This window comes from Enterobacter cancerogenus, assembly GCF_019047785.1.
Lineage (GTDB): Bacteria > Pseudomonadota > Gammaproteobacteria > Enterobacterales > Enterobacteriaceae > Enterobacter > Enterobacter cancerogenus.
In genome coordinates, this window is sequence record NZ_CP077290.1 from 2711533 (window position 1) to 2725088 (window position 13556).

General features: G+C 56.3%; 11 protein-coding genes. 6 read left to right on the plus strand and 5 right to left on the minus strand.

All coding sequences use genetic code 11. The features are described from left to right. Positions 1-11 precede the first annotated feature (11 nt). The 3 genes from mnmG to asnC all read right to left on the minus strand — a co-directional run bounded on the left by mnmG (position 12) and on the right by asnC (position 3275). Positions 12-1901: a tRNA uridine-5-carboxymethylaminomethyl(34) synthesis enzyme MnmG gene (gene mnmG / locus I6L58_RS12800; protein ID WP_006177550.1), complete on the minus strand. Its 1890-nt coding sequence runs from the start codon at positions 1899-1901 to the stop codon at positions 12-14. A 375-nt stretch (positions 1902-2276) separates the two neighbouring features. Beyond that, positions 2277-2726 (minus strand): FMN-binding protein MioC, encoded by a 450-nt coding sequence (mioC, locus tag I6L58_RS12805; RefSeq protein ID WP_088208921.1) that lies wholly within the window; start codon positions 2724-2726, stop codon positions 2277-2279. 90 nt (positions 2727-2816) lie between these two features. Then, positions 2817-3275 carry a transcriptional regulator AsnC gene (asnC, locus tag I6L58_RS12810; RefSeq protein ID WP_006177548.1) on the minus strand — a complete coding sequence of 153 codons (459 nt, stop codon included), beginning with the start codon at positions 3273-3275 and terminating at the stop codon, positions 2817-2819. 151 nt (positions 3276-3426) lie between these two features. Here asnC and asnA point away from each other — a divergent pair, with 151 nt between their 5' ends. Then, positions 3427-4419 (plus strand): aspartate--ammonia ligase, encoded by a 993-nt coding sequence (gene asnA / locus I6L58_RS12815; protein WP_088208920.1) that lies wholly within the window; start codon positions 3427-3429, stop codon positions 4417-4419. Here asnA and viaA read toward each other — a convergent pair whose 3' ends face one another. Next, positions 4420-5871, minus strand: a complete 1452-nt coding sequence (gene viaA, locus I6L58_RS12820; RefSeq protein ID WP_006177546.1) for an ATPase RavA stimulator ViaA — start codon at positions 5869-5871, stop codon at positions 4420-4422. Beyond that, complete coding sequence (gene ravA / locus I6L58_RS12825) at positions 5865-7361, minus strand: ATPase RavA (protein WP_088208919.1); 1497 nt, start codon at positions 7359-7361, stop codon at positions 5865-5867. Before ravA ends, viaA begins: the two co-directional genes overlap by 7 nt. A gap of 222 nt (positions 7362-7583) precedes the next feature. Between ravA and kup the strand changes: the two genes are divergently transcribed. The 5 genes from kup (at position 7584) to rbsB (ending at position 13487) form a co-directional block, all read left to right on the plus strand. After that, positions 7584-9452: a low affinity potassium transporter Kup gene (kup, locus tag I6L58_RS12830; protein ID WP_088208918.1), complete on the plus strand. Its 1869-nt coding sequence runs from the start codon at positions 7584-7586 to the stop codon at positions 9450-9452. Positions 9453-9666: 214 nt separating this feature from the next. Beyond that, positions 9667-10086: a D-ribose pyranase gene (rbsD, locus tag I6L58_RS12835; protein ID WP_006177543.1), complete on the plus strand. Its 420-nt coding sequence runs from the start codon at positions 9667-9669 to the stop codon at positions 10084-10086. Between the two features lie 7 nt (positions 10087-10093). Beyond that, positions 10094-11599 (plus strand): ribose ABC transporter ATP-binding protein RbsA, encoded by a 1506-nt coding sequence (gene rbsA / locus I6L58_RS12840; protein WP_088208917.1) that lies wholly within the window; start codon positions 10094-10096, stop codon positions 11597-11599. A gap of 4 nt (positions 11600-11603) precedes the next feature. Then, positions 11604-12569: a ribose ABC transporter permease gene (gene rbsC / locus I6L58_RS12845; RefSeq protein ID WP_006177541.1), complete on the plus strand. Its 966-nt coding sequence runs from the start codon at positions 11604-11606 to the stop codon at positions 12567-12569. A 27-nt stretch (positions 12570-12596) separates the two neighbouring features. Further along, positions 12597-13487, plus strand: a complete 891-nt coding sequence (gene rbsB, locus I6L58_RS12850; RefSeq protein WP_006177540.1) for a ribose ABC transporter substrate-binding protein RbsB — start codon at positions 12597-12599, stop codon at positions 13485-13487. The last annotated feature ends 69 nt before the right edge of the window (positions 13488-13556 follow it).

Genomic DNA, 13556 nt, shown 5'->3' on the forward strand with positions numbered 1-13556 from the left:
TGTTCTGGGCATTACGCGCTGCGGCGCAGCATACCCTGCTTTTTCAACCACACCAGCAGAATTGAAATTGCCGCAGGCGTGACGCCGGAGATACGGGATGCCTGGCCGATCGACACAGGTTTATGATCGTTCAGTTTGGCGATCACTTCGTTGGAAAGGCCGGTCACCTGACGATAGTCCAGCATTTCCGGCAGCAGCGTGTTTTCGTTACGCTGCTGTTTTTCGATCTCATCCTGCTGACGCGCGATGTAACCTTCGTATTTCACCTGAATTTCGACCTGCTCGGCCGCTTCGGCGTCATCCAGACCCGGTGCAAACGCCGTCAGGTTAACCAGGCTTTCGTACGTCATCTCAGGACGACGCAGCAGATCTTCCCCGCTGGCTTCACGGGAGAGAGGCGCAGTTAAGTGAGTATTCACTTCAGCAGCTGTTTCTGCCTGCGGATTCACCCAGGTCGTTTTCAGACGCTGGCGTTCACGCTCGATGCGTTCCAGCTTCTCGTTGAAGCGCGCCCAGCGTTCGTCATCCACCAGACCCAGCTCGCGGCCCATCTCGGTCAGTCGCAGATCGGCATTATCTTCACGCAGCATCAGGCGATATTCCGCACGGGAGGTAAACATGCGGTACGGCTCTTTGGTACCCAGCGTACACAGGTCATCGACCAGCACGCCCAGATAAGCCTGAGAACGGCCTGGCGCCCAGCCCTCTTTCTCAGCAGAGAAGCGCGCGGCGTTCAGACCCGCAAGCAGCCCCTGTGCTGCAGCCTCTTCGTAGCCGGTGGTGCCGTTGATCTGACCTGCGAAGAACAGGCCCTGGATGAATTTGCTCTCCAGAGTGGGCTTCAGGTCACGCGGATCGAAGAAATCGTACTCAATAGCGTAGCCAGGACGGACGATTTTCGCGTTCTCCATGCCCTGCATTGAGCGAACAATTTGCATCTGGACATCGAACGGCAGGCTGGTGGAGATGCCGTTCGGGTAAATTTCGTTAGAGGTCAGCCCTTCCGGCTCCAGGAAGATCTGGTGCTGGTTGCGATCGGCAAAGCGCATCACCTTGTCTTCGATCGACGGGCAGTAGCGTGGGCCGATCCCTTCGATCACGCCAGCGTACATTGGGCTGCGATCGAGGTTATTACGGATCACGTCATGGGTTTTTTCGTTGGTATGCGTGATGTAGCACGGTACCTGCTGCGGATGTTGCGCCGCATTGCCCATAAACGAGAAGACCGGCATCGGGTTATCGCCATGCTGCTGAGCCAGCACGCTGAAATCGATAGTGCGCGCGTCAATACGCGGCGGTGTGCCAGTTTTAAGGCGGCTGACGCGCAGCGGCAGCTCGCGCAGACGGCGAGACAGCGGGATCGACGGCGGATCGCCAGCACGGCCACCGCTGTAGTTATCCAGACCGATGTGAATTTTGCCGTCCAGGAATGTCCCGACGGTCAGCACGACGGCTTTGGCGCGGAATTTCAGCCCCATCTGGGTTACGGCACCCACGACGCGATCGTTCTCAACGATAAGATCTTCAACCGCCTGCTGGAAGATCATCAGGTTCGGCTGGTTCTCCAGCGCGGTGCGTACGGCCTGACGGTAAAGCACGCGATCCGCCTGTGCACGGGTGGCACGAACGGCCGGGCCTTTACTTGCGTTTAGTATCCTAAACTGGATGCCTGCCTGATCGATCGCTTTCGCCATCAGGCCGCCAAGTGCATCCACTTCTTTTACCAGGTGTCCTTTCCCAATGCCGCCAATCGCCGGATTACAGGACATTTGTCCCAGCGTGTCGATATTGTGTGTCAAAAGCAGGGTCTGTTGACCCATGCGCGCTGCGGCCATTGCAGCCTCAGTGCCTGCGTGACCCCCGCCAATGATGATGACGTCGAAAGGATCCTGATAAAACATGGTGGTCTGCCTCGCGTAAAGCGGTATGAAAAATGGATTGAAGCCCGGGCCGTGGATTCTACTCAACTTTAGTCTTTCGAGAAAGCATTGGGATCCTGGGCTATTAAAAAGAAGATCTTTTTATTTAGAGATCTGTTCTATTGTGATCTCTTATTAGGATCGCGGACCTTTGTGGATAAGCCCGATCTCACGAAGAAGATCATGCGTTTAAGAAGGATCGTTAGCTGTGAATGATCGGTGATCCTGGACCGTATAAGCTGGGATCAGATCGCGTATTTATCCACAGCTCAAAAACGAAGCAGCGGTTGTTATTTGGATAACTACCGGTTAATACGAGCTTTTAACCAGAGTTATCCACATCTGTTTGCGCGATCTTTAATCGTTTTTGAGTAAATTTTTCCAGTCACCCAGCCAGATCTCGGCTGGATCCTCAGGAATGTCATGATCGAGGATGTTGATCTTGAGCGTTTCGCCCACCTTTTTTGCACCGCAGGCGGTCACTGCGGCTTCGACTTTCTCTATTGCGCCACAGAAGGTGTCATATTCGCGGCTGCCGATCCCGATTGCACCGAAACGGACGCGTGAGAGATCGGGCTGCTGTTCCAGCAGGTCGTCATATAAAGGTTGCAGGTTATCCGGCAGATCGCCCGCACCGTGCGTAGAGGTGATCAGCAGCCAGACCCCATCAGCCGGGAGGTCGTCAAGCAATGGTCCGTGGAGCGTTTCCGTGGAAAACCCCGCGTCTTCCAGCTTTTCAGCCAGATGCTCTGCAACATATTCGGCACCGCCAAGGGTGCTGCCGCTGATAAGAGTAATGTCCGCCATTGATCGCTCGCTCAGATTAAGAGGCGGACATTGTACGCTGTGAACGAGCTGGGATCTACCTGTGGAAAATGTGGGAATGAATTTGCCCGATCAGGGGCGGATGGTGCGCATGATCGGGTTTTGCAGGGAGATCAGCGTCTCGGTGGACTGAATTTCATCGATTGTTTGGATCTTGTTGATAAGTACCTGCTGGAGCGCATCAATAGAGCGGCACATCACCTTGATGAAAATGCTGTAGTGTCCGGTGGTGTAGTAGGCTTCGGTCACCTCATCCAGCGCGTTGAGCTTTTCCAGCGCGGAGGGATAGTCCTTCGCACTTTTGAGAATAATGCCAATAAAGCAGCAGACGTCGTAGCCGAGTTGTTTAGGGTTTACGTCAATGCGTGCGCCGGTGATGATCCCGGCCTGTTTCATTTTCTCCACGCGAACGTGAATGGTCCCCGGGCTGACGCCAAACTGTTTCGCCAGCTCGGCGTACGCGGTGCGGGCATTGGCCATTAAGGCCTCGAGGATGCCGCGGTCCAGATTGTCGATCTGATAATTTTCCATCGCTTTTTCTTATGATGATTAGTGAATCACTCTATTCTAGCGTCTTATTTTGATGAATCAAAAGTGAAACTGCCTTTTTGTTGATGGGTTATTGTATTGGATGCCCTTTCTGTTGCTTAATCAATACCAACAGGACGCAGGAGTAAACATAATGAAAACCGCTTACATCGCAAAACAACGCCAGATCAGTTTCGTTAAATCCCATTTCTCACGCCAGCTGGAAGATAAGCTTGGACTGATTGAAGTTCAGGCACCGATCCTCAGTCGCGTGGGTGACGGGACGCAGGATAACCTGTCTGGATGCGAAAAAGCGGTACAGGTAAAAGTGAAAACACTGCCAGACGCCCGCTTCGAAGTGGTCCACTCCCTGGCGAAGTGGAAGCGTCAAACCTTGGGGCAGCACGACTTCAGCGCGGGCGAAGGGCTGTACACGCACATGAAAGCCCTTCGCCCCGATGAAGACCGCCTGACGCCGATCCACTCGGTCTACGTTGACCAGTGGGACTGGGAGCGCGTAATGGGGGATGGCGAACGCCACGTTGGTACGCTGAAATCGACCGTTGAAGCGATCTACGCCGGGATCAAAGCCACCGAAGCGGCAGTAAGCAAAGAGTTTGGTCTGGCACCGTTCCTGCCGGAAACGATCCACTTTGTTCACAGCCAGGATCTGCTGGCCCGCTTCCCGGATCTGGATGCCAAAGGCCGTGAACGCGCCATCGCGAAAGAGCTGGGTGCCGTGTTCCTGATCGGGATTGGCGGCAAGCTGTCCGACGGCAAGCGTCACGACGTTCGTGCGCCGGATTACGACGACTGGAGCACCGCCGGTGAGAGTGGATTTGCCGGTCTGAACGGCGATATTCTGGTCTGGAACCCCGTTCTGGAAGATGCGTTCGAGCTGTCGTCAATGGGGATCCGCGTGGATGCCGACGCGCTGAAGCGCCAGCTGGCTATCACAGGAGATGAAGATCGTCTGCAGCTGGAGTGGCACCAGGCGCTGCTGCGCGGTGAAATGCCGCAGACTATCGGCGGCGGAATTGGCCAGTCCCGTCTGACCATGCTGTTGCTGCAACTGGACCATATCGGTCAGGTGCAGTGTGGCGTCTGGTCGCAGCAGGTACGTGAAAGCGTCGGCTCTCTTCTTTAATTAGCGCCGCCAGCGTCTCAGCAGGCGGCTACGCAGCCCGGTATCAAAGCGCCAGATATGATCGAAGATGCGCATGATGCCGGGTTTTCCATGTGCAGACATCGCCACGGCATGGAACCGGTGCTGATGCACCCGCTGTAACTCCTTCACCTTATTTACCACGTCATCCGGCAGCCGCTGGGCAATAAAATCGGAAATGACTACGGCGTCCGCGTCGTACCAGTCGCCGCCCTGCATACGCTCGACGATGCTGCGAAAACAGCTCGCCAGATCGGTGCCGCCGCGGAATCGCTGGCTTAAAAAGCGGATCGCCTGCTCAAGGCCCTGCTGGTTTGTCAGTTCATAACCGACAACTTCGCTGGAAAAAAGCATGATAAAACAGCGTCGTCGGTCGGCGAGCGCCACGCGCATCAGAGCCAGGCAGAACGCTTTTGCGCACTGTTCGTTGAATCCGCCCATAGAGCCCGAAGTATCGACGCACACAATAAACGGCCCGCGCGGCTGTTCATCAAAATCCTGATGCACCACCGGACGCTGGCTGATCTTTTCGCGCCAGGCTTCGCCATGTAGCCGATAGGTCAGGAGCTGTTTCTCCACCAGCCGCCGGTAAAACTCATACTCCAGCTCGGTCATCCCGAGCGTGCTTAGCTCAGTGGGCAACAGGCGTAAAATGTCATCGCTTTGCTGTAGCCCGTCCACCTGCTCCGGCACGGTCGCCGGTTCACGCACCAGCGTGCGAAACGTCTCCATCGGCGCATCTTTCTTTGGGACGGATTTGGCCTCCCGCGAGCGGCCCAGCTGTTCTGCGAGTTTCATCAGTTCCGGCTGTTGCGCCAGAAAGTCGCCGTATTTCACGATCAGCTGATAGTCACCGCGCCTGAGCTGCCCGGCGCTCATATCCCACAGACGCCCGGCGGAATTTTCATTTTCCACCAGCACCTCTTCAAGCTGACCGCTCAGGGTCATGCGTTCCTGCACTTCACTGAGCAGCTGTTCGCGTTCTTCATCCAGCATCTGCTGGTTGAGGGTGGTGGCTTGCACCACCAGGCTAAGCCGCCAGCGCTGTAAAAAGAGGGTATGCAACGCCGGGGTAAAGGTGGCGTTGTCCATTACCAGCGCCCGGGCCTGGCTGGCGAACGGCGAATGCACTTTGTCGAGCAGGGCCAGGGTTTGCGGAAGCTGGACGACAAACTGCGGCGTCGAGAGCCGCTGGCACTGCTGATAGCCAGCGACCTCCTCCGTTAACTCAGGCGGAACTTCGGTCTCCCTGAAACGCTGCCGGAGGTTGTCGCGCCAGCGCGGCAGATCGTCGGTCATGGCCTTTTTAAGGCGGGGGAATTTTTCAAAGAAGGCTGCGAGCTGCGGCGTAGCCAGCAGGGTGATGACCACCTCCTCGATCAACCCTTCCTCACTGACCGCCAGCATGACGTTAAGCGTGTCCAGCGTTAGCATTGACGCGCCTGTTTGATCTGCGCGCTTACGTCCTGCAGGCTGGCTTCGATGCGGCCCAGCCAGTCGCTATGTATAAAGAGACACTTTTGCTGCTCGCTGAAGCGCGTATGCTGCTGATGCCATTCGGTATCCAGCGCCTCCAGCTGCTGCTTAATCTCTTCCGGTACGCTGTCTGAAGCGGTTCCCGGTAGCGCAAGGCGCGAGCCTTGCAGGCTCACATCGCGGATCACCAGATGCTGGCTGCTATCCACTTCCATCGTAAGCGGTTGCGCAAACCCGATGCCGTTGAGCTTGCCGCGTATCTCGCCGCCTTTGTCGAGCCACAGCGACAGTGCCTCGCGCTCAATCGCAACGTGAACCACCTGCATATCGTGGAGCTTAAGCGGCTGCTGAAGCAGCAGGGTCAGCGTCGTGTCGGTGAGCGTTGTCGGCAGTTCGTAGTGCGGTTTACGCGCGAACATGCCGCCTGCGCGGTTCACCTTCAGCGCCGTTTTATCGCTTTGCTGCTGCTGTAGCTGGATGCGGCGCTGGGTAATCGCGCCCAGTTGGGTGAGCATGGCCTGCTGTCCCCAGGCGTGTCCGGTCATCAATATTTCAAGCTGCTGCTGCATCAGGTTCATCCCTTCCGCATCGTGCCACAGGCAGTCTTTCAGCAGGATCAGATCGATTGGCGCCACGGCATCGCGTCCGCTGAACAGCGCGCTGGCCTGCAGCAGGCGGATCGCCTTCTTCCAGCGGCGATCGGAGACATAAGGCGCAGAGGGCAGCAAATCCAACTGCTGGCGCAGCATGAAGATCAGCTCAAACACCGCGTCAGGCAGTTTGATTTTGCCGATATCTTCCTGCCACTGGTAATACTCCTCGTCGGACACCTGCAGCCCCGGCGCGACCGGGTTTTCATTTTCATCCTGCTGGCTCACCAGCATGGAGCGGAAGTTCGATTTATCCTGCACCTTGTCGAGCCACAGGCGGATAAGCATGCGGTCATACAGCGCTTCCAGACTGCTGTCTGCTTCCGGAAGTTCGTTCGACGCGGCCACCAGCAGGCGCATCGGGATCTTCTCTTCGCTGGCCCCGTTACGGAACCGGCGTTCGTTAATGGCGGTCAGCAGGGTGTTCAGAATGGCCGGGCCGGCTTTCCAGATCTCATCGAGAAACACGATTTCGGCTTCTGGCAGATAACCTTCCGTCAGACGTTGATAGCGCCCCTCATCTTTCAGCGCCTGAATGGATAGGGGGCCAAAAACCTCTTCCGGGGTCGAAAAACGGGTCATCAGGTATTCGAACGCGCGGGCATTCTGAAAGGCAAATTTCAACCGGCGGGCAATCAGGCTTTTGGCGATGCCCGGTGGGCCAAGCAGAAACACGCTTTCCCCGCTCAGGGCGGCCAGCAAACAGAGGCGAATGGCGTGGCTACGCTCGTAAAGGCCTTTTTCCAGCGCGCTGCTGAGGCGGGAAATTCTTTCTGCTATTAAATGTGAGTGAGCCATAATAGTTTTGCATCCTTTCGCCGTCGTGGTGGCTAATTGAAGCGAGTATAGACGTTTCAGTCATGGCTGGTAATAGACTGAAGTGCGGCGCAATTTTCTTTGCGCTACATTAATGCGGTTGTATTTAGGGGTACGATTTTTTAATGAATCGTGCATACTGTGCGCTTTTTGTGGGCCAAGGGACTAAGCACACATTTGTTATATAAACGAAAAGACTAGTCTATGAGCACTGATAAAAAGCAATCATTACCCGCAATAACGCTTGCGGCGATCGGGGTTGTCTATGGTGATATTGGCACCAGCCCGCTCTATACGCTTCGTGAATGTTTGTCCGGTCAGTTTGGTTTTGGTGTGGAGCGCGAAGCCGTATTTGGTTTCCTGTCACTCATCTTCTGGCTGCTGATCCTGGTGGTATCCGTTAAGTATCTCTCTTTCGTTATGCGCGCAGATAACGCGGGTGAAGGCGGTATTCTGACCCTGATGTCCCTTGCCGGGCGCAACACGTCCCCCAGAATGACGTCGGTGCTGGTGATTATTGGCCTGATTGGCGGCAGCTTCTTTTATGGCGAGGTCGTGATTACCCCCGCCATTTCGGTGATGTCGGCGATAGAAGGGCTGGAGATCGTGGCTCCCCAGCTTGATTCATGGGTCGTTCCGCTTGCCATCATCGTGCTGACGCTGCTTTTCGCCATTCAAAAACACGGTACCGGGCTGGTGGGCAAGCTCTTCGCGCCGATTATGCTGGCATGGTTCCTGATTCTGGCCGCGCTGGGCTTACGCAGCATAATCTCTAACCCGGACGTTCTGCACGCGCTGAACCCGATGTGGGCCGTGCATTTCTTCATGGAATATAAGGTCGTCTCTTTCGTTGCGCTGGGCGCTGTGGTGCTCTCTATTACCGGCGTGGAAGCGCTGTATGCGGATATGGGCCACTTCGGCAAACTGCCTATCCGCGTGGCGTGGTTCACCGTGGTGCTGCCGTCGCTGGTGCTGAACTACTTCGGCCAGGGCGCGCTGCTGCTTGAACATCCTGAAGCGATTAAAAACCCGTTCTTCCTGCTGGCCCCTGACTGGGCGCTGGTGCCGATGCTGATCCTCGCGACCCTGGCGACGGTTATCGCCTCGCAGGCGGTTATCTCTGGCGTGTTCTCCCTGACCCGCCAGGCGGTACGCCTGGGCTATCTCTCCCCTATGCGCATTATCCACACCTCAGAAATGGAGTCGGGGCAGATCTACATTCCGTTTATCAACTGGCTGCTCTACTTCGCGGTGGTGATTGTTATCGTCAGCTTCGAGCACTCCAGCAACCTGGCGGCGGCGTACGGTATCGCCGTAACGGGGACGATGGTGCTGACGTCGATTCTCTCCACCACGGTGGCGTACCGCAACTGGCACTGGAACAAGTTCCTTGTGGCGCTGATCCTGATTGGCTTCCTTTGTATCGACGTGCCGCTGTTCTCGGCGAACCTCGATAAGATCGTTTCCGGCGGCTGGCTGCCGCTGACGCTCGGTCTGGTGATGTTTATCGTGATGACGACGTGGAAGAGCGAGCGCTTCCGCCTGCTGCGCCGTATGCATGAGCACGGTAACTCTCTGGAAGCGATGATAGCCTCGCTGGAGAAATCCCCGCCGGTGCGCGTGCCGGGCACGGCGGTGTATATGTCGCGCGCGCTGAACGTCATCCCGTTTGCGCTGATGCATAACCTTAAGCACAACAAAGTGCTGCACGAGCGGGTGATCCTGCTGACGCTGCGTACCGAAGATGCACCGTACGTTCATAACGTGCGTCGTGTGCAGATTGAGCAGCTGTCGCCTACCTTCTGGCGCGTGGTGGCCAGCTACGGCTGGCGCGAAACACCGAACGTGGAAGAGGTATTCCACCGCTGCGGTCTGGAAGGGCTGAGCTGCCGCATGATGGAGACATCGTTCTTTATGTCGCACGAGTCGCTGATTATCGGCAAACGTCCGTGGTATCTGCGCCTGCGCGGCAAGCTGTACCTCATCCTGCAGCGTAACGCCCTGCGCGCGCCTGACCAGTTTGAGATCCCGCCTAACCGCGTGATTGAGCTGGGAACCCAAGTCGAGATTTAATCCTCGCAGCAATGCCCGGCGGCGCTTCGCTTACCCGACCTACTCAACCTGTAGGCCCATGCTAGCGAAGCGCCGCCGGGCTTTTTTTCTTTCAGCATTTCACTTAGCGAAACGTTTCGACGTCGATCACAATTCTGTTACCTCATGATGGTTTTCTGAGCACACTTCGGATTAAACTCATGAGAGCGAAACGTTTCGCTAGTGGAGCAAGAAAATGAAGAAAGGCGCTGTACTCAACTCAGAAATCTCGTCGGTTATTTCCCGTCTTGGGCATACCGATACGCTGGTGGTTTGCGATGCAGGCTTACCGGTTCCGCGCAGCACTACCCGTATTGATATGGCGTTAACGCAGGGCGTGCCCTCGTTTATGCAGGTACTGGATGTGGTGACGTCGGAGATGCAGGTTGAGACGGCCATTCTCGCGACGGAAATTAAACACCATAATCCGCAACTCCACGAAACGTTGCTCAGCCACCTTGAGCAACTGCAACAACACCAGGGAAACACCATAGAAATTCGTTACACAACACACGAGCAGTTCAAACAACAAACCGCAGACAGTCAGGCGGTGATTCGCAGCGGGGAGTGTTCCCCGTATGCGAATATCATTCTCTGTGCTGGCGTCACGTTCTGAGGCCATCATGGACGCATTACTGCAACTCAAAGGGATCGATAAATCGTTCCCGGGCGTAAAAGCCCTCTCCGGTGCGGCACTGAACGTTTACCCCGGGCGCGTGATGGCGCTGGTGGGCGAGAACGGTGCCGGCAAATCCACCATGATGAAAGTGCTGACTGGTATTTACCAACGCGATGCCGGCTCGCTGGTCTGGCTGGGTAAAGAGACCACGTTCACCGGCCCGAAATCCTCTCAGGAGGCGGGCATCGGCATTATCCACCAGGAACTGAACCTGATCCCGCAGCTGACCATTGCGGAGAACATCTTCCTTGGCCGCGAGTTTGTTAACCGGTTCGGCAAAATCGACTGGAAAACCATGTATGCCGAGGCGGACAAGCTGCTGGCGAAGCTGAACCTGCGCTTTAAGAGCGACCGCCAGGTGGGCGACCTCTCCATTGGCGATCAGCAGATGGTGGAAATCGCCAAGGTACTCAGCTTTGAGTCGAAGGTCATCATTATGGATGAACCCACCGACGCCCTGACCGATACCGAAACCGACTCCCTGTTCCGCGTCATCCGCGAGCTGAAATCGCAGGGGCGCGGCATTGTTTATATCTCCCACCGCATGAAAGAGATCTTCGAGATTTGCGATGACGTGACCGTCTTCCGTGACGGGCAGTTTATTGCCGAGCGGGAAGTGGCCACGCTGACCGAAGATTCTCTGATCGAAATGATGGTGGGCCGCAAGCTTGAAGATCAGTACCCGCATCTCGATAAACTGCCGGGTGAGATCCGCCTGAAGGTGGACAACCTGTGCGGGCCGGGCGTGAACGACGTCTCCTTTACCCTGCGTCAGGGCGAGATCCTGGGCGTGGCGGGCCTGATGGGGGCGGGCCGTACCGAGCTGATGAAAGTGCTCTACGGCGCGCTGCCGCGTACCAGCGGTTACGTAACCCTCGACGGGCGGGAAGTGGTGACACGTTCTCCGCAGGATGGCCTGGCGAACGGCATCGTTTATATCTCCGAAGACCGCAAGCGCGACGGCTTAGTGCTGGGTATGTCGGTGAAAGAAAATATGTCGCTGACCGCGCTGCGCTATTTCAGCCATAGCGGTGGCAGCCTCAAACACAAAGACGAGCAGCAGGCGGTGAGCGATTTTATCCGCCTGTTTAACGTCAAAACCCCGTCGATGGAGCAGGCTATTGGCCTGTTGTCCGGCGGGAATCAGCAGAAGGTGGCGATTGCCCGCGGGCTGATGACGCGCCCGAAAGTGCTGATCCTCGATGAGCCTACCCGCGGCGTAGACGTGGGCGCGAAGAAAGAGATCTACCAGCTGATTAACCAGTTCAAAGCCGACGGCCTGAGCATCATTCTGGTCTCTTCCGAGATGCCAGAAGTCTTAGGCATGAGCGATCGCATTATCGTTATGCATGAAGGGCATCTCGGCGGTGAATTCACTCGCGAGCAGGCCACCCAGGAAGTTCTGATGGCTGCCGCTGTGGGCAAGCTTAATCGCGTGAATCAGGAGTAAGAAGATGACTACCCAGGCCGTTTCTGGTCGCCGCTATTTCACTAAGGCATGGCTGCTGGAACAAAAATCGCTGATTGCTCTGCTGGTGCTGATCGCCATTGTCTCCACCATGAGCCCGAACTTTTTTACCGTTAATAACCTGTTCAACATTCTTCAGCAGACTTCCGTAAACGCCATCATGGCGGTAGGGATGACGCTGGTGATTTTGACCTCGGGTATCGACCTGTCCGTCGGTTCCCTGCTAGCACTCACCGGGGCGATTGCCGCGTCGATTGTCGGGATTGAAGTCAACGCGCTGGTGGCCGTGGCTGCCGCACTGGCTGCGGGTGCGGCGATTGGTGCGGTAACCGGTGTGATCGTGGCGAAAGGCCGCGTTCAGGCATTTATCGCCACGCTGGTCATGATGCTGCTGCTGCGCGGCGTAACGATGGTTTACACCAACGGCAGCCCGGTGAATACCGGCTTTACGGATAATGCCGATCTGTTTGGCTGGTTCGGTATTGGTCGCCCGCTGGGTATTCCGACGCCGGTCTGGATCATGGGCATCGTTTTCCTGGCGGCGTGGTACATGCTGCATCACACCCGCCTGGGCCGTTATATCTATGCGCTGGGCGGTAACGAAGCGGCAACGCGCCTGTCAGGCATCAGCGTCAATAAAGTGAAAATTATCGTCTACTCCCTGTGCGGCCTGCTGGCCTCTCTGGCGGGGATCATCGAAGTGGCGCGCCTCTCTTCCGCTCAGCCGACGGCGGGGACGGGTTATGAGCTGGATGCTATCGCGGCAGTAGTGCTGGGCGGAACGAGCCTTGCGGGCGGGAAAGGTCGCATTGTTGGGACATTGATCGGCGCGCTTATCCTCGGTTTCCTGAATAATGGTTTGAATTTATTAGGTGTTTCCTCCTATTACCAGATGATCGTCAAAGCAGTGGTGATTTTGCTGGCGGTACTGGTAGACAACAAAAAACAGTAACTGACGACACTACAGGACATCTTAGATATGAACATGAAAAAACTGGCTACCCTGGTTTCTGCAGTCGCGCTGAGCGCAACCGTAAGTGCTAACGCGATGGCGAAAGACACCATTGCGCTGGTTATCTCCACGCTGAATAACCCGTTCTTCGTCTCTCTTAAGGACGGCGCGCAGAAAGAAGCCGACAAGCTGGGCTACAACCTGGTGGTGCTGGATTCTCAGAACAACCCGGCGAAAGAGCTGGCAAACGTTCAGGACCTGACCGTTCGTGGCACCAAAATCCTGCTGATCAACCCAACCGATTCTGACGCCGTAGGCAACGCCGTGAAGATGGCTAACCAGGCGAATATTCCGGTGATCACTCTGGACCGTCAGGCTTCTAAAGGTGACGTGGTCAGCCACATTGCTTCCGATAACGTCCTGGGCGGCAAAATCGCCGGTGACTACATCGCGAAGAAAGCCGGTGATGGCGCGAAAGTCATTGAACTGCAGGGCATCGCGGGGACGTCTGCGGCGCGTGAACGTGGCGAAGGCTTCCAGCAGGCCGTTGCTGCGCACAAATTTAACGTCCTGGCGAGCCAGCCTGCTGACTTCGACCGCACGAAAGGTCTGAACGTGATGCAGAACCTGCTGACCGCGCATCCTGACGTGCAGGCCGTATTCGCTCAGAACGACGAAATGGCGCTGGGCGCGCTGCGTGCGCTGCAGACCGCAGGTAAATCAGATGTGATGGTCGTCGGATTTGACGGCACGCCGGATGGTGAAAAAGCAGTAAATGATGGCAAACTGGCTGCGACCATCGCTCAGCTGCCAGAGCAGATTGGCGCCACTGGCGTTCAGACTGCTGATAAAGTGCTGAAGGGCGAAAAAGTTCAGGCCAAATATCCTGTTGACCTGAAGCTGGTCATCAAGCAGTAAAAGGCGATTCAGGCAGTCGCTGGCTGCCTGAGGGACACCAAATAAAAGAAAAGTGTGGCATACGCCACC

Bases quoted from the DNA above. Each gene is read 5' to 3' on its own strand.
- viaA (WP_006177546.1), bottom strand. From the start codon at position 5,871: ATGCTAACGCTGGACACGCTTAACGTCATGCTGGCGGTCAGTGAGGAA.
- rbsA (WP_088208917.1), top strand. From the start codon at position 10,094: ATGGACGCATTACTGCAACTCAAAGGGATCGATAAATCGTTCCCGGGC.
- asnC (WP_006177548.1), bottom strand. From the start codon at position 3,275: ATGGAAAATTATCAGATCGACAATCTGGACCGCGGCATCCTCGAGGCC.
- rbsB (WP_006177540.1), top strand. From the start codon at position 12,597: ATGAACATGAAAAAACTGGCTACCCTGGTTTCTGCAGTCGCGCTGAGC.
- rbsC (WP_006177541.1), top strand. From the start codon at position 11,604: ATGACTACCCAGGCCGTTTCTGGTCGCCGCTATTTCACTAAGGCATGG.
- mnmG (WP_006177550.1), bottom strand. From the start codon at position 1,901: ATGTTTTATCAGGATCCTTTCGACGTCATCATCATTGGCGGGGGTCAC.
- asnA (WP_088208920.1), top strand. From the start codon at position 3,427: ATGAAAACCGCTTACATCGCAAAACAACGCCAGATCAGTTTCGTTAAA.
- rbsD (WP_006177543.1), top strand. From the start codon at position 9,667: ATGAAGAAAGGCGCTGTACTCAACTCAGAAATCTCGTCGGTTATTTCC.
- ravA (WP_088208919.1), bottom strand. From the start codon at position 7,361: ATGGCTCACTCACATTTAATAGCAGAAAGAATTTCCCGCCTCAGCAGC.
- kup (WP_088208918.1), top strand. From the start codon at position 7,584: ATGAGCACTGATAAAAAGCAATCATTACCCGCAATAACGCTTGCGGCG.
- mioC (WP_088208921.1), bottom strand. From the start codon at position 2,726: ATGGCGGACATTACTCTTATCAGCGGCAGCACCCTTGGCGGTGCCGAA.